The following is a 24674-nucleotide window of genomic DNA, read 5'->3' as shown; positions in this document are numbered from 1 at the left end:
TCAGATGAGAATTAGAAACTATTTTAAAGCAACACTTGCAGTAGCATTCGTTATTGGATTTGCATCCTGCCGGAAAGACAATGGGCCCGAACCAGAACCAGAACCTGTTAGTCAGGGGGTGTACGTATTAAGCCAGGGGAATTTTAATCAAAACAATTCGGTTTTAAGCTACTACTCTTTCGACAGCAAGGCCGTTACTGAAAACTACTTTGGTGCAGCTAACGCCGGAGCAAACCTGGGAGACCTCGGTGAGGATATCGAAATTTATGGTTCTAAAATGTATATATCCGTAAATGGTTCAAACAAAGTTGAAGTGGTTAATGCAAAAACGGCAAAAAAAATTGCCACAGTAACTATCAATTCTCCAAGATCAATAGCTGTAGCGAATGGGAAGGTGTTTGTAAGTTCTTATACGGATAACGTCTACGCCATAGACACAACCAATTTGTCAGTTACTCACACCATTCCCGTAGGGAAAGATCCTGAAGGAATGGCGGTCGTTGGTAATAAGTTGTACGTGGCGAATTCAGGCGGGTTCGAAGCGACTTTCGCAAATACAGTATCAGTTATAGATTTGACCACATTTACCGAACTTAAGAAAATAACAGTCGGGGTAAACCCGGCGCAGGTAATTGCTGATAAATATGGAGATGTTTATGTCGTAACCAAGGGAAATTATGCAGGCATCGATCCTAATTTATATGTAATCAAAACTACAACAGATCAGGCGATCGCCTTGAATATTCCAGCTACAGGTCTGGCTATTTCTGGCGATATCGCTTACATTTATAAAGCAAATTATAAATTTAGCACTAACTCTTATGATATTGGATACCTTACACTAAATGTGTTAACGGAAACTCCAGGGTCAAGCTTCATTACTGACGGCACCCAGACGGCTATCCAGCTGCCTTATGGCATTGCAGTTGATCCTAGCAGCAGTGATATCTATATTACTGACGCGAAAAATTTCGTATCTGCTGGCACCGTACATTGCTACAGCAAAGAAGGAAAAAAGAAATTTTCTTTTGATGCGGCCGTTATGCCTGCAAAACTAAAATTCTACACGAAGTAAAAACTTTCTTTCCCATACTCAAAGGCGGGCCTTGAAGCCCGCCTTTCTTGTTTCTGTCAAACATTTTTTCCTTCCGGGCTTTTATTTGATATGCTAGTGGAAGAAATACAAAGTGTTTCAGAATATCTCGAAGTGATCAAGCGCTACAAGCAGCAGAAAGGCGAGGGTCAAATTGTCGAAGACTTCGTCTTTCGGGGGCAAACCGGGGACCATCCCCTGATACCCAAAATAAGCAGACTTTGTCCCAAGTCCGATCTTCTTGCTACCGAGCGGCTCTTGCTGGAGGAATTTAAGCGGACCAACCCGCTGCTTATAGATGAGCACAAACCCTATGACGACTGGGATTATTTGACGCTCGGTCAGCACTTTGGATTACCTACGCGCCTCCTCGATTGGTCTAATAATGCCTTAACGGCGTTATGGTTTGCTACCGATGGTAATTCTTACTCCAGTTCGCCTGGCGCCTACGCCGTAGTTTGGGTGCTTATGGCCGATGCGGACGACTATAGCCTGGACATCGCTAATTTGCATCCTTTCGACACAAAGGAAACCAAGATTTTCCGGCCAAGGATTATTAAGCAGCGCATAAATAATCAATCCGGGGTCTTTTCTATCCAGCCCTCGGCCGAAATTGAACAAAAGAGAGAACTCGATCAAACCGAGGAGTTTTCTGAAAAGTTATTAAAGATTAAGATAGCGATGGAAAACTTCCAGGAGATCAGAGCAGACCTGCATACTTTGGGAATCAATGCTTTTACCATTTTTCCTGAGTTAGAGGGTTTATGCTCTTATCTGCAATGGAGATATTTTAAATAGACGGATGATCACGCGGGTAAAAACTTTGTATAAGCGCATAATAGCGAGAGCTGTATTGTTTACGGCAGGTGCCATCCTGTCCACCATTCTTTTCTTTTCCTCGTTCATCTTATTCCTGTTCATAGCTAAATACGTTTTTCTGGAAGGAAAAGAGGAATTTGATCAGCGGGCATTCGAGTATGTGGGTGCTTTCACAAGCGAGAGTACAACCAGATTGATGTCGTTTGTTACCTTTTTCGGAAACTATCATGCACTCGTTACTGCGAATGTTTTGCTTATTGCCTACTTTCTTTTCATTAGAAGAAACAAGTGGTATTCGATAAAAATACCCGCAATCGCGCTAAGCAGTTTGGTTATCATGTCTCTATTAAAGATATGGTTCAACCGCCCGCGACCCTTAATCCCCTTGGTTGAGCCGGCACACGGACTCAGCTTTCCAAGTGGCCATGCGATGAGCAGCGTTACTTTCTTTGGCTTGTTAATTTTCTTTATTTATCGCCGGCATATGAAAGGCTGGATAAAGACAGTCCTGATTGGCGCATTACTCTTGTTTATCTTCATGATTGGCTTTAGCCGCGTGTACCTTCGGGTACATTACGCCAGCGATGTATTAGCCGGATTCTGTGCTGGCATTATTTGGTTAATCATCTCCATTTCCATTCTAAGAAGAATAGAGTTGTACAGTCAGAAGCGATTGAAGGGAGTAGTTGACGTACAAGCAGGAGGGGCAGGTTCGTAACAGGAAAAGCTTTTTTGTCGCCATCACATCCGCTTCAAAGCGTACTTTTGTAATTCATGGTTGATGCGATTATAATTGGGGCTGGGGCCTGTGGACTGATGTGTGCGGTTCAGGCAGGGTTTCTGGGTAAAAAAGTACTGGTGCTTGAAAAGACAGAGAAAGCAGGAGCGAAGATCCTTATTTCGGGTGGAGGGCGCTGTAATTACACTAATCTTTTCACCTCAGCGTCCAACTTCATTTCGGAGAACGAGCACTTCTGTAAGTCGGCCTTTTCCCAATGGACAGTAGAAGACACTATCAGCTTTTTTCAGACTTATGGGATTGAGGGTCGCGAGAAGACCCTTGGCCAGCTGTTTCCCACTACTAATAAAGCTCGTGATATTGTTGACGTCTTTCTTAATTTATGCCAGGATCTGGATCAAACCATCCGCTGCAATGCAGAGGTTAAGGCAGTAAACAGAAGTGCCGATGGAGTATTTACAGTCAGTTACGAGCAGGAGGGGAAAGCCCGTCAAGAACAAGCACCTAATGTGGTGATTGCAACTGGGGGCTTACCCATACAAAAGATGGGGGCAACTGATTTCGGGCTCCGTGTGGCTAAGCATTTTGGGTTAAGAGTAACACCAACGGCGCCGGCACTCGTCCCTTTGACCGTTACCGGGAAGGATGCCGAATGGTATGCCAGCCTTTCGGGCAATAGTATCTTCTGCAGGGTAAGCAACGAAAAAATCAGCTTTGAAGAGAATATCCTGTTTACACACTGGGGACTAAGCGGACCAGCTATTCTTCAGATCTCCTCTTACTGGAAGCCCGGCGAGTCTATAACTATTGATATGCTTCCGGGCCGTTCTGTGTCTAATCTGATTGGAGAAGAAAAGCAGCGGAACGGCAAAAAACAGCTCGGCACTTTCCTCGCCACGCTATATACCAAAAAGTTCGCGGAGGCCTTGGCGAAGTATCTGCCGGTCGACAAGAATCTGGCATCGTTGAGCAAGGAGGAACTCACCAAAATTGAAAACTTCATTCACTCGTTCCGGGTGAAGCCTGCCGGCGATAAAGGATACGACAAGGCAGAGGTCATGCGGGGAGGGGTGGCTACCAGCGAGCTCTCTTCTAAAACCCTCGAAGCGAAGAACGTGCAGGGGCTCTTTTTTGGTGGCGAATGTGTGGATGTGACAGGATGGCTGGGAGGTTATAATTTTCAGTGGGCATGGGCCAGCGGCTTTGTGATTGCCCAGCATTTGCATTAAAAACATCCCACGCCGGTGTATGTTATCTTATTATAAACTTAATTATATGAGATATTTTTTACTAGCCATCGCGTTAATTACCCTTACTAACTGCAACGCATTGAAACCTGACAGAGGCATTCTTTCTCTTGGCGGACAAAAGTGGACGCTGACGGCCATTGCACATAAACCTGTAGACGGAAGTGGAAAGGCCGTTTTAGAGTTCGATGAGAAAGAGCTGGAAGTGAAAGGAAAGGCATTTTGTAATTCCATCTCAGCAGAATTCGAATTGATGGGTAGCGACCAGATTACTTTTCAAGATATTGTTTCCACCAAGATGTATTGTGAGGGACTAATGGATGAGGAGCAGGAACTGCTTTCCAACCTGCGCGAAGTAAGAAGGTACGACATCAAAAACGGCATGCTCTATTTGTACAGCACGGACGTATTACTACTTACCTTCCGCAAATAAAAGCGCATGAAGGCATTACTTCTTATAGATATTCAGAACGACTTTTTGCCTGGTGGCGCTCTGGCTGTGCCACAAGGCGATGTTATAATCCCCTTGGTGAATAAGCTGCAAGACAGCTTTGACCTGGTAGTGGCAACGCAGGACTGGCATCCGTCCAATCATAAAAGTTTTGCTGTGCATCACCCCGGGACAAGTGTTTTTGACACCATCCAGGTCAATGGACTGGAACAGGTCCTTTGGCCGGTGCACTGTGAACAAGGTAGCATGGGCGCCGAATTTTCAAAAGAGCTGGATACCGGAAGGGTAGAAGTAATCTTCAGAAAGGGCACAAATCCGGAGATCGACAGCTACAGTGGCTTTTATGACAATGGCCATTTAAAAAGCACGGGCCTCGCCAATTACCTGCGGGGTAAGGACATTACCGATTTGTACATTGCTGGCCTTGCTGCTGATTTTTGTGTAAGCTTTTCTGCCCTCGATGCCATAGAGGAAGGATTTAATACGTTTGTAATAGAAGATGCTACCCGTGCCATCAGCCTGGAAGGTTTTGCAAAGATGAAGGGGGAGATCATTGCCAGGGGTGGCAGCATCATAAATAGTACATCAATCTGTCACGGCCTCTAAGCTACTCTGCCTTTGATTTAATTGTTCTACACACTTGGGTTTTCCCATTGCGAAGCTTACACTTTCGATCACACCCTGAGCCGAATGGTAAGAGTTATACAGTTGTACCAGCCTGAGCGCATTGTTAGAGAAATGCGTGTAACGTTCCTTATCTTCTAATAACAGCTGGCAGTGATCGGCCCATCTTTGCGCGGACAAGGGAAGCACATAGCCGTTCACCTCATGTTCTACCAGGTCGTAAGCAGCTCCTGCAGCTGGACAAGTAATTACCGGCAAACCTGCCGCCATGGCCTCATTAGCCACTACACCCCAGGGATCGTTTTGGGTCGGAAAGAGAAAGATTTTAGCTTTTGAATACCAGGAGGGTAAGGACTTCTGATCGATAAATCCCGGATAGAAATAGTCTATCCCGCTTGCTTCTAATTCCCGAAGAACCTGTACCCGAAGTTCTCCATCTCCCAGAAGCAGCACTTTGCATTTGCCTCGCCGCCGTTTTACTTCTTTTGCTACCTCTACAAAAAAGAAGGGCATTTTTCTTTCAATAAACTGCCCTGAGAACATCAGGTCAAATTCTTTCTCCTCGTAATCCAGCTGGTGGTACAGCTCGTTCTCTATGCTTAAATAGCTTCTGAAAATTCTGTTTTTGCTGATTTTATAGCTCTTAAAAAGATCCTGGCCTCCTTCACTCGCAGCCACAAATGCTTTTGAACCTGCAAAAAAGACCAGCCTCACGATGCGGTGAAGCACTGAAAGCGTTTTTTCCGACTTCAAGGTTCCGTCACTAAAACAGATATGTTTGGAGCGGTTCAGCAAACACCAGGCAAAAGCATACATCATGGTGGGATTGAAGCCTGTAGAAATAACAACCGCGGGTTTAACCTGATTCAGGACTTTCCAGACGCCGGGATTGTTATGAACGTAAGTCCTGTTTTCGTGGGAAAGAAAGACTTTTTGATAGTCGCCGTAGGGGAACTTCCATTTTCTGTTTGGCTCAGAACTGGCGCAATAAACAACCTGATAATTCCCTCCGTAATGCCTGTAAAGAATTTCGTGAAAACGTTCACGATAGGGCGCAGGTATATTGGTTAAATTGAGGATAGGATGATTCACGGGTAGCGATTATTCGCTAAATATAATCCTAATCCTCAAGTTTTACAATAACCTTTCCTCGTGTTCTTCCTGTTTCTATCTGTTGATGAGCTGCAGCCATTTCCCCGAAAGGAAATACATGTGAAACACAAGGCTTTATAACTCCTTTCTCCAGAAGCTCCGCCAACGACTTCATATCGTTACCGCTTGACTGAACAAGGTACGGTAAAGCTTGAATTGCTTTTTCTGCCGCCTGTGCTTTTACTTCCTCCGTGATGCCTCCTGCAATTGCTACCAATCGTCCACCGTTTTTAAGACAAGCCAGCGATCTTGCTGAAATATCCCCGCCTACGGTGTCGAACACTGCATCAACGCTTGATACTGCCTCTTCAAACGCTGTTGCCCGGTAGTCGATGTGTTCGTCTGCGCCCAACTCCTTCACAAAGTCCGCATTGGCTGCTGAAGTGGTTGTAATGACATAAGCACCGAGGTGTTTGGCAATCTGAATAGCAAAATGCCCTACACCGCCCGCGCCTGCATGAATCAGCACCCGCTCGCCAGCTTGAATTTTCAGCTGATCTTTCAATACCTGCCAGGCTGTTAAGGCTGCCAGGGTAGAGACAGCGGCTTCCTCGTGCGTAATGTTGGCCGGCTTCTTAGCCAGGTGATGGAAGGGAGCAACTACAAATTCTGCATACGCCCTGCCGTGTCCCGGGAAGTTGACCATCCCAAATACCTCATCGCCGACCTCTAGTCCGGCTACACTCTTGCCAGTCGATGCAATTTCTCCTGAAATATCCCAGCCTAAGATAACGGGCTCCTGTTCTTTCAACTGACTATACAAAGCCTTTCCACTTCTGGTTTTGACGTCAACGGGGTTGATGCTCATTGCTTTCACTTTTACCCGAACCTCGTTAAGATCAATCTCTGGCATCGGGATTTCAGTAAGTTGAAGTTTTTCAGCTTCTCCTGCTTCAGGTAAAATAATAGCTTTCATTTCAGTGGGAACAACCGTGTTTGCTTAAGGTTTTGGAAGAACTGGTCTTGTCGCTGAAGGAGCAAGACCAGCTGTTATTTTTCTACTTTTTCCATTCATTGTCCTTCCAGCCCTTTGGTTTGACGGGGGAAGTATTTTCGAATTCAATATCCTCAGAAAGCTCACCGGAGACACTGGTGATAATTTCCTTTCCAGGGATATCGAAAACGACATTTTTGAAGGTAAGGTTTCTGGTATCCACTAACGTTATCAAAGAATCCTGCGATTTGATGCGGACGTTTTTGATCAGTATATCTTTAGCGTCGCTTGCTTTAAACAGACTGCGAGAGTTAACCACCGCGTTTTCCAGCTTAAAGTTGGTCATAGGAGATTCAGGGATCCCGTCTATCCTGACAAATGTTCTTGCATTCTCGATGATGAAATCTTTAGCTGTGATATTTCTGTACACCGGTGTCAGTCGATTGATATCTCTGGCTGGTAAGCGAGTGGCCAGTTCTCCAACATACATCTTGCTTCCCAGCATATCCCAGCGGAAAGCATCTTCGCGTAGGTTCATCCGGATGCGCTCGTAATGCAGGTTTTCGCCGCCACCACCTCTTGGTCTGCGGGTTTTAAAGCGGATACCCACGCCTGTATCATCGAAGACAGAATCATGAACATAAAGATTGCGAATCATGCCGGCCGTCTCGCTTCCGCAGGTGATACCGCCATGTCCCTCGCGGGCCAGACAAAAACGCACTACCACATTTTCGGTTGGCTTATTCACGCGCATTCCGTCTTCTCCTCTTCCAGCTTTCATCGTGAAACAATCGTCGCCGCAACTTAAGGTACAATATTCAATTAGCACATTCCGGGTTGATTCAATATCGATACCATCTCCGCGAGGTATACCAACAGAGTTGACGGTAACCCCGCGAATAATAACGCCGTCACAATAAACGGGCACAATATTCCAGAACGGAGTGTTTTCTAAGGAAATTCCTTCGATCAGGATATTTTTACAGTTGATAGGCGAGATGAACATCGGCAGGAAGATGAACTCATCATTATAGCCTTCGTACACCCTTTCGGCCACCGGCTTATCATGAGGAATCACATTCTCAATTACGTCCACACTCATTACGCGCTTCCTTACCGGAGAGTCTTTGGGTGGTCCGATCAATTTCCCTTTTCCCGTAACGGCAATATTTTCTTGTCCGTTAGCATAAATGCAGGCGCCGAGAGACATCACTTCTACGCCTTCGTTCCTGGTAAAAACTGCAGGCCGGTAATCTTCGATCTGTCCGCTAAAGTGTAGTTCTGCCCCTTGCTCCAGGTGCAGGTTTACATTACTTTTTAAGCTGATACGGCCCGTTTTCCACTTTCCGGCGGGAACAATCACTGTACCTCCACCCAGTTTGTTCATCTCGTCGATGGCTGCCTGGATCTCTTTTGTAGTGATTCTGCTTTGCGTAGCTCCCCGGGATAGGATGGAGAAACTTCTGTTCGGGAACTGCGGTCTTTTCAATTGCGGCATGGGGAAGGGTGCTGAAATGGGTGCAATTTCTGCCGGCATTCTTAATGCACCCACCTGGTCGATGGTAGGAATAGAGGCGGAAACTACCGGTTTTTGCTCCTTCGACTTGATCCCGGCGCAGGCCGAAATTACAATGAGGCTTAAAAAGGTGACAGTACGAACCAGACCACGATTGGAGACTGGTCTGGAGATCGTTTTAAATAATCTTTCTGCGTGTGTTGTTGCCATGATAATTAGATAGTTTGCAATACTAGAAAAAATCGGACATTTTAGCCCTGCGTGTATTGCTTTTGTTATAAAGCAAGATTTGATAATTCCATTACACACACCTCACACGCAAACCTTTTACTTTGCGGCATTATGTTAAAAGACGTGCAAAATACTCCGCTTGGAAGATTTCGGATTGTAGCGGTTCTCGAAGGCGTTTCCTACCTGCTACTTGGTTTAACCATGATTTTAAAGTATAAGTTTGCGATGCCGGGCCCTAATTACGTAGTAGGGATGGCGCATGGTGTGTTGTTTATACTTTATGTCTTGCTACTATTGCAGGTTACGCTGCAGTACAAATGGTCATTCTACAAAGCATCACTGGCTTTTCTTGTTTCCCTGGTTCCTTTCGGCACGTTTTGGGCGGAGAAAAAGCTCTTTGTGTAGCAAACGCTTGCTATACAAACCCCGGTTTTTACAGCAAAAAAAGAGGTGAGAATATAAATATTCGATTTTCAGGATGGTACAGGATGAGTGTCAAAGAAACATTTATCATATTAGTGCAACAGACAAGGTTTAAGACTTAGTCTGAATTTACTCTCCTCAATTAAATAGCAATGAATCCCGCGTTTTCCCCGGCGCGGGATTTTTTTATGAAGTGGAAATGTAGAGTGATAGTAGCGTCAAGCCTTAACCTAAACCAAGTAGAAGCGGCAGCTCCGACAAAGTATGCTTACGAGGTAGAGCAGATAATGGGACAGCATTGGATAGAGGAGGGTGTTTTTTTTTCAAAAAAAAGAGCCTTGCCATTTAGCAAAACTCTTTTTTATTAATAGATTGATTTATATATATGTTGATCAGGCAACCAGTAGGTCTTTATCCTGGTTGTGAGCCTGGTGTTTGCTCATGAATTTACCGCGTCCTGCTTTGAATTGCTTTAAATCCTTATTTAATAATGCTCTAAGCTCTTTGTCGAATTGTTTCGTTAAGCGATCGATGTTATTAGTTGTTGTCTTCATAGCAGTATCGTTTGGTTGCAAAGAGTATTACCAAGATGATGCCAAGCATTTTTTCGCTTGGTAAAGCACCTTTCTTCTTTTTTATTGTAGTGTTTTTGAGACAGCTTTCCGTTTAGATAATCAATTTCAGCTTTTTGGCGTTATTGTTTGTTCAAAAGACTAACTTTGATTGTTAATGAGATTCCTTTTTCCCGGATTTCTTTTTGCCTTATTTGCTGTTGCTATCCCGGTAATTATACATCTGTTCAATTTTCGAAAATTTAAGAAGGTATATTTTAGTAATGTCCGCTTTCTAAAGGAAATTGAGCAAAAAACGTCTTCCTCCCGGCAAATCAGGGATTGGTTGCTGCTGGCAGCCCGGGTTCTCGCCATAGTTTTTCTGGTTTTTGCTTTTGCACGGCCCTACATCCCTTCCGGAACTGATGCCGCAGGACATCGCGATCAGGCGATCAGTATCTATATCGATAATTCTTATAGCTTGGAAACCGTCAATCGGGAAGGTACTCTATTGGATGAGGCAAAGCGGCGGGCAAAGGAAATCGCTGCTGCTCATGGAATGAACGACCGGTTTCAGCTCTTAACGAATGATTTTGAGGGCCGGCATCAGCGACTTCTGAGCTACGAGGATTTTGTAGCAGCGGTCGACGAGGTAAAGATTAGCGCAAGCAGCCGGAGCATGAGCCAGGTGTTGAATCGCCAGCAGGATATCGTTTCGGCGGAGAATGCAGGCAAGACGATCTATATGGTTTCTGATTTTCAGAAGAACATGGTCGATCCAGGAAGTTTGGAAGTAGATACGGGCATTAATCTTCGTCTGGTACGACTGACCGCTAACCCTTCCCCTAATATTTCCGTTGATTCGGTTTGGTTCCTTTCACCGGTTCACCGTCCGGGCGAGACTGAACAGCTGGTGGTGCAGCTTAGGAATAACTCCGATAAAAAAGCGGAGAGCGTGCCTTTGAAGCTGACGATCAATGGTCAGCAAAAAGCGATTGCGAGTTTGCCTGTGGAAGCAAGGGGCAGCAGTCGCGACACACTATCATTTAGCGGACTGCAAGGAGGCTGGCGAAGGGGAGAAGTAACCATTACCGACTACCCTATCGTGTTTGATGACCGCTTTCACTTCACCTTTTTTGTGGAAAGGCGGCTTCAGGTGCTGGCTATTAACGAACAAGCAGTTAATCCTTACCTGCAGGCAGTCTATAGCGCCGATCCTTTTTTCAATCTTGTAAATACCAACCTGGCCAGTATCAACTATTCTTCGCTAGCCTCTTATCCTACGGTAATTTTAAACGGGAGTGGCCAGATCTCGGAAGGGCTCGCGCAACAGCTCAAGGGCTATGTGCAGCAGGGTGGTACGCTCATGGTTTTCCCTTCTTTGACAGAGGATTTGAGCGGCTTGCGCACGCTCAGTCAGGCCCTTGGTACGGATAGCCCTCAAGGTATTGTCGCTCAGGAAACAAGGGTAAGCAGTATCAATCTTCGTCATCCATTGTTTGCAGGCGTGTTTGAGCAGCTGCCTAAGAACATGGATTTGCCGAGGGCTGGAAGATATATTCAATATGCCAGGAGCGGCGCAGCAAAACAACCGATACTGGAGCTTCCAGGCAGAAGAACATTCCTAAGCCAGTTCAGGTTAGGCAAGGGGAGTGTTTATCTTTCTGCCGTGCCACTCGACGAAGAGGCAAGTAATCTGGTAAGACATTCGGTTTTTGTTCCGCTGATGTACCAGTCGGCCTTTCTAAGCCTTCGGGATAATCGTCTTTTCTACATTGTTGGCAAAGATCAGTTTCTGGAAGCAGGAAACATCGCCCTTTCTCCTAACCAAAGTTTGAGGCTGAGAAACAAAGAGTTCGAGGCTATTCCGGATGTGCGACCGGGAGGAGGAGGTACCCGTTTATTTATTGCGGATCAGGTGAGACGGCAGGGGAACTACGACCTGCTGAAGGGGGATAGCTTGCTAGCCGTTTATGCGTTCAACGACAACCGGTCGGAGTCGGACCTGTCCTATGCAAGCGAAGATGAGTTGAAAGAAAAATTCCCTAAGCAGAAAGTAGATGTGTTTCAACCCGGCCGCGAATCCATCGACACGGCAATTAAAGCTGTAAATTATGGTATGCAGTTGTGGAAACTTTGTCTAATTTTAGCCCTGATTTTCCTGGCAGCAGAGATTTTTATCATCACGTTTATAAAGAACGGGAAGGTCAGCATATAGCCAGCTGAAACCGGGTGCAGGGATAATGGGGGCGTAAGGGCACTCTTGGTGGAGGGCGTTAAAGAATAAATACTTAAATGAAAACTATACTTCTTCGTTCAGTCACGATCATTCATCCGCTCTCGCAATTTGATGGAAAAAAAGTCGATGTACTTATAAAAGATGGTAGAATTGCTGAGATTGCAGATCAGGTAAATGCAGAGGAAGCAGATGTTATGCTGATTGATGCAGAAGGAAAAAATCTGGCTCCGGGTTTCTTTGATTTGAACGCTAACTTCGGCGAGCCGGGCTATGAAACCAGGGAAGATCTGTTGTCGGGCAGCCTTGCGGCGGCGGCGGGAGGCTTTACCGGAGTAGCAGTACAGCCAGCAACTAACCCACCTGTTCATTCAAAGGCAGAAGTGGCCTATATCGTTAACAGAAGTAGGGATTTTTTAACTGACATCTATCCTGTGGGCTGTATCAGCTATAACAGGGAAGGGAAGGATATTGCCGAGTTGTATGACATGCGTTTAGCAGGGGCGGTAGCATTTAGCGATGGTACCCGTCCAGTTACCGACTCTGGCCTGATGAGCCGGGCTTTGATGTACGCAAAAGGCTTCGATGGACTTATTTTTTCCTTTCCGGAAGATGTCTCTATCGCCGGCAAGGGAAAAATGAACGAAGGAGAGATGAGCACTTACCTTGGTATGAAAGGAATACCTGCGCTGGCCGAGGAAGTACAGATCTCCAGAGATCTTTACCTGGCGGAATACAACGACTCTCCCATTCATTTCAGCACTATTTCTTCTGGTCGTAGCGTGGCTTTAATCCGGGAGGCAAAAAAACGGGGACTTAAAGTTACCTGTGACGTGGCTGCTCATCATTTGGTGCTGACAGATGAGGAGTTGGCAGGCTTTGACAGCAACTACAAAGTTAAGCCGCCCCTGAGAACTGCTGCAGATGTAAGAGCTCTGTTAGAGGGCTTGCGCGATGGCACTATCGATGCGGTGGTCTCTCAACACACGCCGCACGAAATTGAATATAAAGAGGTGGAGTTTGAAATTGCCTCTTTTGGGATCATCGGATTACAGACAGTGCTGCCCGCCCTGGTATTGGCCAGGTTAACAGCTGCAGAGATTGTGGAGAAGCTGGCTATCAAACCCCGGCAGATTTTGAACCTTCCGGTTCCTGTATTTGAGGCAGGAGAGCCGGCGAACCTGGTATTATTTGATATGAACGAAGAGTGGATTTTCGAGAGATCAAGTAACAGGTCGAAGTCGGCAAATACACCATTTTTAGAACAAAAGCTGCAGGGAAAGGTAATTCTAACAGCGAACAACAATCAGGTATACACTAATTCTTGAACCTATGGATAAGCAAGTAGAAAAGTCTTTGAATGCTGCGCTTCAGCAATTTGAAAAGGTAAGTTCTGAAAATACAGCCGAGTTTCGGACACGTATTGTGGGCATATTAGATGCCGACAAGGAATTTATGGAGAAGGTAGATGAGCTGGACGAAGCATTTGATGACTACCCTAAACTGGAGGCGCTCAGGGAAGTGTTCTTCGACCTTCTGATGATCAACTTCTTTGTGGAAGACGTTAAGAAACTGGAGGAGGATTACCTGGAATCGGAAGAGTGGGAAGCCATTGAGGACGAGACAATTGATCGTGGCACTGAGCTGCTTAACGTGTTGCTTTACATTAGGGAGTGTCAGGATGAGGATATCGAGCCTGACCTGGAAGATTTTTTGAAGGAATTTTTGTTGGTGGATGAAGATGAGTTCCAGGATGAACACCGTATTTACGAGGATGTTATTGCAAATCAAATGCTGATGGAGAGCGACCTGGAAGAGATCTCCCGGGTAGCTAAAGGGCTGGATGAATCTTCTGATTTCAAGGAGCTATTTTATCCTGTTATGGCATTTTTCTACCAGCAGCAGCCATCCGAAAACGACATTGAAACGTTTAAAGCAAACAGCGAAGATCCGGAATTTGACGTTCCTGTATATGCCTTGCTAACGGCCTTTAATCAAAACTAATATGCAATTCTCAAAAGCAGCGCTGCAGAAAAAGGCAGCCGTAAATGGTTTGATATTTGGTGCCATCCAGTTGGTTGTTGCTATCATCTCACTGTACATTCTGGCCAGCACTGATTCTGCTGCTGTTATTTTGTCTTTTCCCCTGCTTCTTAGTCTGTTGTTACCGCTTGGTATTGCGGTTTATTTTTGTTTAAATCTTCGGAAAAGCATTGGGGGTTATTGGTCCTTGCGGGAAGCGACCAGTGGGATTTTTATCATGTTTGTGGTGGCCTATTTTCTTTATTCTCTTGGGACGTATGCTTTCACAAAAACTGTTAATCCCGGGGTCAATACGGCGGTAAAGGAGAATGTAATAAAAGTAACATCTTCGATGATGGAACGGCAAGGCATGGCAACCGAGCAGATCGACGAAAAGGTAGAACAGATTCGGGAAAGTATGGACGAGGAGGCGGCTCCAGGTGCCGGCAAGCTAATTCAAGGTATAGTAGTTTCTATCATCGTCATCTTTGTTGTATCACTAATATTTGCTGCGATCTTCAAAAGGGAAGCCCCTTATTCGAACAAAGAGTAACAGAATAAAAGATAATTTTTAAGCGTGCAGATTTTGTGGGATTAATTGACCAAATTTGCACGTTTTTTATTTTTGGAATACGAGGAATTATCCTCCCTTCAAGACCTCACATCGTACATGGATATATCCGTAGTTGTACCTCTTTACAATGAAGCTGAGTCGCTGCCAGAATTAGTCGACTGGAACCGTAGGGTGATGGAAGCCCACGGCTTTTCTTACGAAATCATTTTAGTAGATGATGGAAGCAGCGACGAATCCTGGGAGGTAATAGAGCAGCTTCGAGCACAAAATCCCTGTATCAAAGCAATCAAATTCAGACGGAACTATGGGAAGTCTGCAGCCCTAAATGTTGGCTTCGAGGCTGTTCAGGGTAACGTGGTTATCACCATGGATGCGGACCTACAGGACAGTCCTGACGAAATTCCGGAGCTTTACCGCCGTATCACCGAAGAGCGATACGATCTCGTTTCGGGCTGGAAGAAGAAACGCCACGATCCCCTGTCAAAAACACTCCCAACCAAGCTGTTTAATTCGGCTACTCGGAAAATGTCGGGTATTCATAACCTTCACGACTTCAATTGCGGCCTCAAAGCGTATAAGCGAGAGGTGGTGAAAAGCATTGAGGTTTATGGGGAAATGCACCGCTATATCCCTGTTCTTGCTAAATGGGCGGGATTCAAACGCATTGGCGAGCAGGTGGTGGAACACAGACCGAGAAAGTATGGCACCACTAAATTTGGATTCAGCAGGTTTATCAACGGCTTTCTGGATCTGCTTTCGATATTTTTTGTAGGAAAGTTCGGTAAACGGCCCATGCACTTTTTTGGTACTATGGGTGTGCTGAGTTTTATAGCCGGTTTATTTATTACCATCTGGTTGATAGCAGAAAAGCTGATCGATATTGCCAACAATGCCAAGTATCGTAATGTGACCGATCAACCGCTTTTTTATATTGCGCTCGTCGCGATCGTTGTGGGCTTTCAGCTGTTCCTTACCGGGTTTGTAGCAGAACTGGTGTCTCGAAATTCATCCGAGAGGAACCATTATCAGATTGAGAAGAAATTATAAGTCTGTTCTCTGCGACGATTGTAACAACGATGGCTATCAGGTTTTTCAAGTTGATAAACGAAATTTCAATAAGAATCAGATTCAGGGAGAAGGGAGCCGCATGTTCTTTTCGATAATTATCCCTTTATATAACCGCCCGCAGGAAATTGATGAGCTACTCGAAACTCTCACTCATCAAACCTACCCGCAATTTGAGGTTTTAGTTATAGAAGACGGTTCTAAGTATCCTGCTAAAGAGATAGTTGAAGGATACAAGGATCGCCTGGATGTGAGCTACTACTTTAAGCAGAATGAGGGACAGGGCTTTACCCGGAATTACGCGTTTGCTAGAGCTAAAGGCGATTATTTTATCGTTTTTGATTCAGACTGCCTCATTCCATCCAACTACCTGGAGACCGTACGGGATTTTCTGTTAAAGCATCAGCTCGATGCCTACGGCGGTCCGGATGCTGCTCATTCTTCTTTTACACCTGTTCAAAAGGCAATCAGCTACTCCATGACCTCTCCGTTTACCACCGGTGGCATTCGGGGCAATAAAAAGAATCTGGGGGGACAATTTCATCCCAGGAGCTTTAATATGGGAATTTCCCGCAAGGTATGGGAAGCGACAGGTGGATTTATCCTGACCAGATTAGGGGAGGACATCGAGTTCAGCATCCGAATACATTCAATGGGATTCAAAATCGGCCTTATACCAGGAGCGATTGTTTATCATAAAAGGCGAACAAATTTCAAGCAATTTTACAAGCAGCTGCATTTCTTCGGCAGGGCCAGGATCAATATTTACAAGTTCTTTCCTTCCCAATTAAAGCTGGTTCACTTTTTTCCGTCATTATTTACTTTATTTCTGCTATTTACACTTATTGTTAATATTTTTAGGCTCCCGTTAGCAATCTTGTGTAACTTCTTTTTGGCAGTATACATATTGTTATTGTTTTTTCATTCGTGGAGCCAAAACAAATCAGCTAAAGTTGCTTTTTTAAGTATCATCGCTGCGTTTGTTCAGCTAACTGCCTATGGATTAGGATTTATGCAGGATTTTGCTAAAAGAATAATTCTTAAAGAAAAATGATCGATTTTCTCAAGGAGAGTACATTTGCCGTCAATGAGGTAATTAACAAATCGTGGGTTGTCCTATACAAAAACTATAAGAACATAGCCGGCCTATGTCTTACCATGTTTTTGCTTTTGTGGATGTCTACCTTCCTTTCTTCTTTCACAGACAAAGGTGTGTCATTTTTCAATATCCTGGCTATTTTAGGCTTCATAGTGCTTTATCTGGGACTGCAGCTAACGCTGTTTAAGTACATTCTACACGCCATTAATTTCGAAGACAATAACGAAGAGGGCTTCGTGCAAATTTTTGCCACTTTTGTACGTAGCAAATGGAAACAGATTGTCACTATCGTGGTGGTTCCACTACTGTTTCTAGTGTTCATGTCATTCATCAGCGCCCTATTTGGGATCAACCAGGTGATCTTTACACTACTCGCCGTCTTTCTAGGCTTGCTCTTCGTGGTCATTCGCCTCTGGAACCAGATTAAGCCCTTTTTCTCAATGATGAAAGATTACTGGCCCACGAAGACACAGTTCAGAAGGTTTCTTGTTGCTTTCATCACTTCAATGGCTGCTTTCTTCCTAATTATTATGTTGATCGGAGCTCTATTCTTTCCCTTTGTACTGCTGGGTATGCCAATGGAGAAAATCGTTCCTATCGCTCTTGGAATGGGAGTCGTTCTCGGACTGATCGTTCTTATCCGAATTTCTTTTTTTCCATTCTTTATATTGGATCAGGAGTGTAATACTTTTCGTTCGCTTCGCTTTAGCCTGGCCGTAACCAGAGGGAACTTCACCCGTATTCTCATCCTGATGGCGTTAATCGTTGTCTGCCAACTAGTAGCCGGCTACCTTCAGGCCAAGGAATATTACCTGCTTTCTTTAGCGATCAGTTTGATTTACTCTTTTATTATTGTTCCTTTATCAAGTGTGATTATCGGTGTAGCTTACTATCAAATGATGAGCGAATACACCGGTGATGAGGATCCGGATATCATGGATAACATTATCTAAAGAAGAATGGGACTAAAATCAGCATTAAGCAAACCCTTTGCTTATTTCGCTGTCCGGCAAGTAAATAAATGGAAGAAGCGGGCAGCCGAGGTGCAGGAGGCAGTTTTTCAGAAATTAATAGCATCGGCCAGAGAAACAGCTTTTGGGAAAGATCATAAGTTTGCTGAAATACGCTCTTATGAGGATTTCAAAAAGCAGGTACCCATCAGAGATTATGAAGAGCTGAAAGCCTACATTGAACGGGTAGTAAAGGGAGAGGAGAACGTATTATGGCCGGGTCTCCCGATTTATTTCGCTAAAACCTCGGGAACTACCTCTGGCGTTAAATATATCCCTATATCCAAGGAATCGATGCCTGAGCACATAAAGGCAGCCAGAAACGCCCTTCTTACCTATGTACATGAGACTGGTAAAGCAGATTTTGTCGATGGAAAAATGATCTTTCTTCAGGGCAGTCCCGTGCTGGATACGAAGTACAAAGTGCCTACCGGAAGGTTGTCGGGTATCACTGCTCATCACGTTCCTCAGTACCTGCAGAAGAATCGTCTGCCATCCTACCAGACCAACTGCATTGAAGACTGGGAAGAGAAGGTGGATGCCATTGTAGGTGAAACAATCAACGAGGACATGCGTCTCATCTCGGGTATTCCGCCTTGGGTGCAGATGTATTTCGACAGGTTATCGGAGCGGGCAGGGGGAAAAAAAATCAAAGATATTTTCAAAAATTTCAGCCTTTTCGTGTATGGCGGTGTTAACTACGAACCGTACCGGGCTAAAATGGAAGAGGTTATTGGAAAGAAGATCGACTCGATTGAAACCTATCCTGCTTCCGAAGGTTTTATTGCCTACCAGGATTCTCAACAAGAGGAGGGGCTTTTGCTGCTCGCCAACTCAGGGATTTTTTATGAATTTGTTCCGGCGGAGGAGTATTTTAATGAAAGCCCTACACGGCTTTCCCTGCGGGATGTTGAGCTAAATAAGAACTATGCCATCATCCTGAATACGAATGCGGGTCTCTGGGGATATAGTATCGGCGATACGGTAAAGTTTGTTTCTAAAAATCCCTATAAGATTTTGGTGACGGGAAGGATAAAACACTTTATATCAGCGTTTGGTGAGCATGTAATTGGAGAAGAAGTTGAACAGTCGATTTTATCAGTAGCCAGGGATGAGGGAGTTGAGATCACAGAATTTACGGTAGCGCCGCAGGTTAGTCCTGTGGAGGGCGGTTTGCCGTACCACGAGTGGTTCATCGAATTTTCCAAAGCGCCGGCAGACCTTGACGCTTTTCGGATGAAGGTAGATGCCGCGTTACAGAAAAAGAATTCGTATTACTATGATTTAATCTCGGGTAGGATTCTACAGCCCCTCATTATCCGACAGCTGGAGGCAGATGCCTTTATTAATTACATGAAAGCGGAAGGTAAGCTTGGGGGCCAGAATAAGGTTCCCAGATTATCAAACGACCGGAAGATTGCGGACAAATTGGAGCGTTTCGTGAAACGCTAGGATCTGCCGCTATTCAAAATCGTTTATAACAGTTAATTCATTGAAACAGATAGCAATATTAGGGTCGAGCGGAAGCATAGGAACACAAGCACTGGAAGTGATCAGAGAGCATCCTGGTTTATTTAAAGCTACCGTCTTAACGGTTAACCAGAATGCTGAGTTGCTGATTCAGCAAGCAATGGAATTTCTTCCTGAATGTGTAGTCATTGCAGACGAGCGCAAATACGAGGAGGTAAAAAGCGCTTTAGCTCACCTGCCTATACGGGTACTTGCGGGGGAAGTAGCTTTGTGCGAAGTCGTGCAACTGGAGTCGCTCGACATTGTGCTGACAGCACTGGTAGGCTTTTGCGGTTTACGTCCCACCATCGCCGCAATAAATGCCGGTAAACACATCGCTTTGGCAAACAAAGAAACGCTGGTGGTTGCAGGAGACATCGTAACTTCCCTGGCAAAAGCAAAAGGAGTAAAAATACTTCCGGTTGATTCCGAGCACTCAGCGATTTATCAGTGTCTGGCAGGAGAAGAGGGGAATGAGTTGGAGAAGATCTATCTCACCGCGTCCGGCGGACCGTTCAGGGGGAAGGACTCAGCTTTCCTCGCATCAGTTACCAAGGCGCAAGCCCTTAAGCATCCCAATTGGGTAATGGGCGCAAAAATTACTATCGATTCAGCTACACTGATGAATAAGGGCCTGGAGGTAATCGAAGCAAAATGGTTGTTCGATTTAACTGTAGATCAAATAGACGTAATTGTTCATCCTCAGTCTATTATACATTCAATTGCGCAGTTTAACGACGGGTCGATGAAGGCGCAGATGGGTTTGCCTGACATGAAGCTGCCCATTCAGTATGCGCTCGCCTATCCCCAAAGAATAAAAAGCAATTTTCCCCGTTTTGATTTTTTACAATACTCAGAGCTGACTTTCGAACAACCTGACAAAAATACATTTAGAAATCTCGCCCTTGCCTTCGAGGCACTGGAGACTGGTGGTAATATGCCCTGTGTCATCAATGCCGCGAATGAAGTGGTAGTGGCTGAGTTTTTGAAAGACGGCATCGGCTTTCTTCACATGAGTGATGTGATAGAAACCTGTATGAATAAAATCACTTATATTCGCCAGCCTAGCTTAGAGGATTACCTGGAGACAGACCGGGAAACCCGGATTTATGCGCAAGAGTTGGTAACAAATAGTTAGAGAGTATATCCAATAACAAATAAACAATATACATGGACGGATTGGTTATGGCAGGCCAGCTTTTGCTGGGTTTATCAATATTAATTATTCTGCACGAACTCGGGCATTTCTGGGCCGCGCGTGCATTCGGCATTAAAGTAGAGAAGTTTTATCTCTTCTTTGATGCCTGGGGTTTCAAGCTTTTCAGCTTTAAATATAAAGATTGTGAGTACGGCATTGGCTGGCTTCCTCTGGGTGGCTACGTAAAAATTGCAGGTATGATCGATGAGTCAATGGACACCGACCAACTGGCCGGCCCTCCACAACCCTGGGAGTTTAGGTCTAAACCGGCTTGGCAGCGTCTGATTGTGATGCTGGGAGGTATTGCTGTCAACATCGTATTAGGTATTCTTATTTTCTGGATGCTTACCTTCAAAGTGGGCGAGAGCTACATTCCGAACGATAAATTGGCAAACGGAGTAGTGCCTGGTATCGTTGGCAAGGAAATAGGGTTGCAGCCAGGTGACAGAATCCTGGAAGTAAATGGTCAGCCGATCAAACGCTTTGAGGAAATAGCAAGTTCTAAAGTGCTTTTGGGTAACGGTCAATTGACTGTTGAGAGAAATGGTGCGATTAAGACTGTCCAAGTGCCTGGTGACATTTTGGAGAAAGTAGCTGATCATGGTATCGCAGAAGTGGTGAGTCCACGGGTAACCACAAAAGTGGGACAGGTGGTTCCCAATAGCAATGCAAGCAAAGCCGGATTGCAGCCCGGAGATCGCATTGTGGCGATCAATGGTAAACCTGTACAGTTCCTTGACCAGTTGAAACAGGAACTACAATCGCAGAAAAATAAACAGGTACAGCTTTCGGTACGGCGTGCGCAGGATACGGTAGCACTAACGCCCCTGGTGGATAAGGAGGGGACGATTGGCTTTGGTCCTGACATTTCCGAAATTCCGGAAGAATCGCAGAAATACGGATTCCTGGAGTCGCTGCCTGTTGGTGCTTCCAAAGCGTGGGGATCTTTTACTGACAATGCGAAGGGATTAGGTAAGGTAGTAACCGGACAAGTTAAAGCGCAGAAAGCGTTTACAGGCCCCGTAGGGATCGCAAATATGTTCGGGGCGGAAGTAAACTGGTTGAAGTTCTGGACACTCGTAGGGCTTCTGTCGATGGCGCTGGCGTTGATGAACCTGCTGCCTATTCCGGCACTTGATGGGGGGCATGCTTTGTTTTTACTTATTGAGATGATTAAGGGAAAGCCTTTAAGTGACAAGTTCATGGAAAAGGCTCAGATTGTTGGCTTCGTGATCATCGTTGCCCTGATGGTATTCGTACTGGGCAATGATATCTTTAAATACGTGATTAAGTAGCGGATGAACTACTTTGAATTTTACGGAGTTCCCGAAGCTTTCCATTTGGATGAAGCAGTGATAAAGCGGAAGTTTTACGCTTTAAGTAAGGAATTTCACCCAGACTTTTACATCAACGAGCGTGAGGAGAAACAGCAGGAGATACTGGAACTCTCAACTCTCAACAATAAGGCCTTTCAAGTGCTTTCCAAGCCTGCAAGACGTTTGGAGTACATCCTGCAAAGCCACGGCTTGGTGACAGAAGGTGAGAAGTACCAGCTTCCACAGTCCTTCCTAATTGAGGTAATGGATGTGAATGAGACCTTGATGGAGCTTGAGTTTGATCCTGATCCGGCAGCCTTAGCTAAGTGTGAGCAACAAATAGCTGCGATAGAAGAAGAGCTGTCGACGACCTTAAAAGGCTATACTGAGGGGTATGATATTGCGGGAAATAACGAGGAGAAAGAAGTATTGTTGCTGAAAATCAAAGATCTATATTATCGGCAAAAATATTTGTTGCGAATACGAGAGAGATTAAATACTTTTGCACACCGCTAAACAAAACAGCAATGCCCAGATGGCGGAATTGGTAGACGCGCTGGTCTCAAACACCTGTGGAGCAATCCGTGCCGGTTCGACTCCGGCTCTGGGTACAGTAGAAACCTGATACGAAAGTATCAGGTTTTTTTGTTTAATCGGCGCCGATTTGGTTGTAAGATCTTTTGCCAATTGTCAGAAAATCCTCTCGATGGCCCTCTCGAGGGGATCAACCAGAAATTGTTTACAGAAGCTGGAATCAAATCTTGGAAGGGAGCTGGATACTTTAATTATTACAGGAGAGTTTGTGGAGTTGCAATATATCTCTTTCAGCAGTGGGGTGAGGGCTACAAACATGTCTCGATCTTCAATACCTAGACTTCTAATCAACAATGGTATGGTGACCTTTTGCGGTATCGTTCTTAAACCCAGGCAACATTAGGAAAGCCGCCTGGGGATCAAGGTATTAAATTTACTGATGATTCATCATCCTCAAACTAATAGGCTGAAAAGTAGTGGAGGTGATTCCTAAAAGAAAATAAGCTGTTTCTCCCTTTTTAATCGTCTTGTTATTAGGAGAGTATTTTACCATCTCTTCCTTAAATTTCTTATTTGCTGAAGAAGCGATTATTATATTAAGAAGAGCAATTGGAATGCCGATCGGATAAACGTTAACCTTTGAATCATAAGTGGTATAAGGGCCACTTGTAGAAGTTGAAGTGGTTGTTGATAACGTAAGCAGACAGTAAAACAAATACCAGGCTGGCTGTTGTTTCAATTGAATAAAAGTTCTATCGAGGGGAACAACATTTAACGGGCTTTCACCGCTGTACAAATTAAAGTTCTTGTAAAGCTCCAACACTGTATCTGTATTGTTCGTGATCTTTACTGCAACAAGCTGAGTTCCTGTTTTTAGCTCCTTACGGTGGTTTTTTTTATTGCCCTTTTCGGCCAAAACATTGTGGTGGTATCCGACATCAACTCCCTTGGGGCTACTATTGTCTCTAACATAGGCGATTGATTCCGGGTACACACTTTTGTAACTTGCTGCACAGCTACACATGAGGGCACAAGCTGCCGACACCGTTAATAGTCTTAATTTCTTATTCATTGTGATGAAGTTTAGTCGGCAAATTAAGGGATAATTTTGCTGTTATATTTATCCAACAACAAAAAAATCAGCAGGGGCGTTAGCCTTTTACTTTGTTCTCTTCCAAACCACAATTTACTAAAGCCGGAAGCGAAAAATGTAGCTTCTATCTGTTCTTTTCCTGTTCGCAGATCTCCGGGGGAAGCATATCACTACACTTACTGGGCTTTCCTTTAGAGTTTTCGGTTTAGGTTGCTTCGGAGTCGAAGAATGAACTTTGAGCTTCTAAAATCAGCCGTTCTGAACAATCTCACCTAACTTCGCCACATCATGCAAATCATAAGGCGTTTCCTGGTAAACGAAGTAGTTGAGCCAGTTATTGAAGAGTAAATTGGCGTGACTTGTCCAGCATACCAAGGGTGCGTTCTCCGGATTATCATCGCGGTAATAGTTTTTTGGTACCGGTACATCCAGACCTTTCTTCACGTCTCTCACATACTCCTCATGAAGGGTTAGCGGAGAATATTCCGAGTGACCAGTGAGATAAAATTCACGTCCGCCCCTAGATGATATGATGGCTATTCCGGCATCAGGAGATTCTGCCAGGATGCGCAACTCTTCCTTGTCGGCTAAATCCGATTTCTCTATAGTGGTATGCCTGCTATGAGGAATGAAGAATTCGTCGTCAAATCCTCTAAGTAAGGAGTGGCCCTTTTCGGATGCGGTATGCTTGAAAACTCCGGATAATTTCTCTTTCAAAGGCTTTTTTTCTACTCCATAGAAGTGATAGAGCGCAGCCTGCGAGGCCCAGCAAATATAGAGTGTGGAGGTAACGTGGTTTCTTGCCCAATCGAAAATCTGCGTGATCTCATTCCAATAAGTCACCTCCTCGAACTTCAGCATTTCTACTGGTGCGCCCGTGATGATCAAGCCGTCGTAGAAGTTGTCTTTAATTTCGCCGAAGCCTTTATAGAACATTTCCAGGTGTTCTTCAGAAATATTTTTTGAAGTGTGGGAATCGAGTCTTAAAAATTGCACTTCCACCTGTAGCGGATTGTTGGATAGTAAGCGAACAAAATCCGTTTCCGCAGTTATTTTAAGAGGCATCAAATTGAGGATAAGTACCCGCATTGGGCGAATGTCCTGAGTGTCCGCCCTCAGTTCACTCATCACAAAGATATTTTCCTTCTTTAAAAGCTCTATCGCTGGCAGATTATTCGGAATCTTAACTGGCATTTATAACTCCCCTTGTTCTTCTTAAAACGCAAAAATAAGAATAA

24 protein-coding genes and 1 tRNA gene are annotated in these 24674 nt (G+C 44.8%); 19 read left to right on the top strand and 6 right to left on the bottom strand.

Translation table 11 applies throughout. The features are described 5' to 3' along the window. Positions 1-4 precede the first annotated feature (4 nt). The 6 genes from J4N23_RS03665 to pncA all read left to right on the top strand — a co-directional run bounded on the left by J4N23_RS03665 (position 5) and on the right by pncA (position 4955). Positions 5-1075 carry a YncE family protein gene (locus J4N23_RS03665; RefSeq protein ID WP_207425643.1) on the top strand — a complete coding sequence of 357 codons (1071 nt, stop codon included), beginning with the start codon at positions 5-7 and terminating at the stop codon, positions 1073-1075. Between the two features lie 96 nt (positions 1076-1171). Next, positions 1172-1891, top strand: coding sequence for an FRG domain-containing protein (locus tag J4N23_RS03660; RefSeq protein ID WP_207425642.1), 720 nt, complete (start codon positions 1172-1174; stop codon positions 1889-1891). A 4-nt stretch (positions 1892-1895) separates the two neighbouring features. Beyond that, entirely contained in the window at positions 1896-2630 is a 735-nt protein-coding gene (locus tag J4N23_RS03655) for a phosphatase PAP2 family protein (protein WP_207425641.1), read from the top strand. Positions 2631-2686: 56 nt separating this feature from the next. Then, positions 2687-3880, top strand: coding sequence for an NAD(P)/FAD-dependent oxidoreductase (locus J4N23_RS03650; protein WP_207425640.1), 1194 nt, complete (start codon positions 2687-2689; stop codon positions 3878-3880). Between the two features lie 46 nt (positions 3881-3926). Further along, entirely contained in the window at positions 3927-4331 is a 405-nt protein-coding gene (locus J4N23_RS03645; protein WP_207425639.1) for an META domain-containing protein, read from the top strand. 6 nt (positions 4332-4337) lie between these two features. Then, positions 4338-4955, top strand: coding sequence for a bifunctional nicotinamidase/pyrazinamidase (pncA, locus tag J4N23_RS03640; protein WP_207425638.1), 618 nt, complete (start codon positions 4338-4340; stop codon positions 4953-4955). Here pncA and J4N23_RS21075 read toward each other — a convergent pair. The 3 genes from J4N23_RS21075 to J4N23_RS03625 all read right to left on the bottom strand — a co-directional run bounded on the left by J4N23_RS21075 (position 4935) and on the right by J4N23_RS03625 (position 8785). Next, the gene (locus J4N23_RS21075; RefSeq protein WP_207425637.1) at positions 4935-6065 is read right to left on the bottom strand and encodes a glycosyltransferase family 4 protein; all 1131 of its coding nucleotides are present in this window, start codon (positions 6063-6065) and stop codon (positions 4935-4937) included. The two genes, pncA and J4N23_RS21075, sit on opposite strands and share 21 nt — an antisense overlap. Positions 6066-6093: 28 nt before the next feature. Further along, the gene (locus J4N23_RS03630; RefSeq protein ID WP_207425636.1) at positions 6094-7041 is read right to left on the bottom strand and encodes an NADP-dependent oxidoreductase; all 948 of its coding nucleotides are present in this window, start codon (positions 7039-7041) and stop codon (positions 6094-6096) included. Between the two features lie 82 nt (positions 7042-7123). Further along, the gene (locus J4N23_RS03625; protein WP_207425635.1) at positions 7124-8785 is read right to left on the bottom strand and encodes a glycoside hydrolase family 28 protein; all 1662 of its coding nucleotides are present in this window, start codon (positions 8783-8785) and stop codon (positions 7124-7126) included. A 132-nt stretch (positions 8786-8917) separates the two neighbouring features. Between J4N23_RS03625 and J4N23_RS03620 the strand changes: the two genes are divergently transcribed. Next, positions 8918-9211 carry a DUF3817 domain-containing protein gene (locus J4N23_RS03620; RefSeq protein ID WP_207425634.1) on the top strand — a complete coding sequence of 98 codons (294 nt, stop codon included), beginning with the start codon at positions 8918-8920 and terminating at the stop codon, positions 9209-9211. Between the two features lie 410 nt (positions 9212-9621). On the opposite strand, the gene J4N23_RS03615 is transcribed toward J4N23_RS03620, so the two are convergent. Further along, entirely contained in the window at positions 9622-9783 is a 162-nt protein-coding gene (locus J4N23_RS03615; protein WP_207425633.1) for a hypothetical protein, read from the bottom strand. A 175-nt stretch (positions 9784-9958) separates the two neighbouring features. Between J4N23_RS03615 and J4N23_RS03610 the strand changes: the two genes are divergently transcribed. From J4N23_RS03610 to J4N23_RS03555, 12 genes are all read left to right on the top strand, one after another. Continuing rightward, positions 9959-11998 carry a BatA domain-containing protein gene (locus J4N23_RS03610; protein WP_207425632.1) on the top strand — a complete coding sequence of 680 codons (2040 nt, stop codon included), beginning with the start codon at positions 9959-9961 and terminating at the stop codon, positions 11996-11998. Between the two features lie 77 nt (positions 11999-12075). Then, on the top strand, positions 12076-13344 hold the full coding sequence (locus J4N23_RS03605) for a dihydroorotase (RefSeq protein ID WP_207425631.1): 1269 nt from the start codon (positions 12076-12078) through the stop codon (positions 13342-13344). A 4-nt stretch (positions 13345-13348) separates the two neighbouring features. Then, positions 13349-14020, top strand: coding sequence for a hypothetical protein (locus J4N23_RS03600; protein ID WP_207425630.1), 672 nt, complete (start codon positions 13349-13351; stop codon positions 14018-14020). Between the two features lies 1 nt (position 14021). Continuing rightward, positions 14022-14591, top strand: a complete 570-nt coding sequence (locus J4N23_RS03595; RefSeq protein WP_207425629.1) for a DUF4199 domain-containing protein — start codon at positions 14022-14024, stop codon at positions 14589-14591. 117 nt (positions 14592-14708) lie between these two features. After that, positions 14709-15659: a glycosyltransferase family 2 protein gene (locus J4N23_RS03590; RefSeq protein ID WP_207425628.1), complete on the top strand. Its 951-nt coding sequence runs from the start codon at positions 14709-14711 to the stop codon at positions 15657-15659. 100 nt (positions 15660-15759) lie between these two features. Continuing rightward, the gene (locus J4N23_RS03585) at positions 15760-16731 is read left to right on the top strand and encodes a glycosyltransferase family 2 protein (RefSeq protein ID WP_207425796.1); all 972 of its coding nucleotides are present in this window, start codon (positions 15760-15762) and stop codon (positions 16729-16731) included. After that, complete coding sequence (locus tag J4N23_RS03580; RefSeq protein WP_207425627.1) at positions 16728-17729, top strand: hypothetical protein; 1002 nt, start codon at positions 16728-16730, stop codon at positions 17727-17729. Before J4N23_RS03585 ends, J4N23_RS03580 begins: the two co-directional genes overlap by 4 nt. 6 nt (positions 17730-17735) lie before the next feature. Beyond that, positions 17736-19238: a GH3 auxin-responsive promoter family protein gene (locus J4N23_RS03575; RefSeq protein ID WP_207425626.1), complete on the top strand. Its 1503-nt coding sequence runs from the start codon at positions 17736-17738 to the stop codon at positions 19236-19238. A gap of 40 nt (positions 19239-19278) precedes the next feature. Beyond that, positions 19279-20433, top strand: coding sequence for a 1-deoxy-D-xylulose-5-phosphate reductoisomerase (locus J4N23_RS03570; RefSeq protein WP_207425625.1), 1155 nt, complete (start codon positions 19279-19281; stop codon positions 20431-20433). A 32-nt stretch (positions 20434-20465) separates the two neighbouring features. Beyond that, positions 20466-21788, top strand: coding sequence for an RIP metalloprotease RseP (rseP, locus tag J4N23_RS03565; protein WP_207425624.1), 1323 nt, complete (start codon positions 20466-20468; stop codon positions 21786-21788). Positions 21789-21791: 3 nt separating this feature from the next. Next, positions 21792-22325: a Fe-S protein assembly co-chaperone HscB gene (hscB, locus tag J4N23_RS03560; RefSeq protein WP_207425623.1), complete on the top strand. Its 534-nt coding sequence runs from the start codon at positions 21792-21794 to the stop codon at positions 22323-22325. Between the two features lie 13 nt (positions 22326-22338). Then, positions 22339-22420, top strand: a tRNA-Leu gene (locus tag J4N23_RS03555). Between the two features lie 356 nt (positions 22421-22776). Here J4N23_RS03555 and J4N23_RS03550 read toward each other — a convergent pair. Together J4N23_RS03550 and metA are read right to left on the bottom strand one after the other, a co-directional pair. Then, a complete protein-coding gene (locus J4N23_RS03550) occupies positions 22777-23415 on the bottom strand; it encodes a hypothetical protein (RefSeq protein ID WP_207425622.1) in 639 nt (212 codons plus the stop codon). A 270-nt stretch (positions 23416-23685) separates the two neighbouring features. After that, a complete protein-coding gene (gene metA / locus J4N23_RS03545; protein WP_207425621.1) occupies positions 23686-24630 on the bottom strand; it encodes a homoserine O-succinyltransferase in 945 nt (314 codons plus the stop codon). Between the last annotated feature and the right edge of the window lie 44 nt (positions 24631-24674).

It is taken from the genome of Pedobacter sp. SYSU D00535, assembly GCF_017355855.1.
Classification (GTDB): Bacteria; Bacteroidota; Bacteroidia; order Sphingobacteriales; family Sphingobacteriaceae; genus Desertivirga.
The sequence above is the reverse complement of the archived record's forward strand: the minus strand, read 5'-3'. Positions and strand labels throughout refer to the sequence as shown.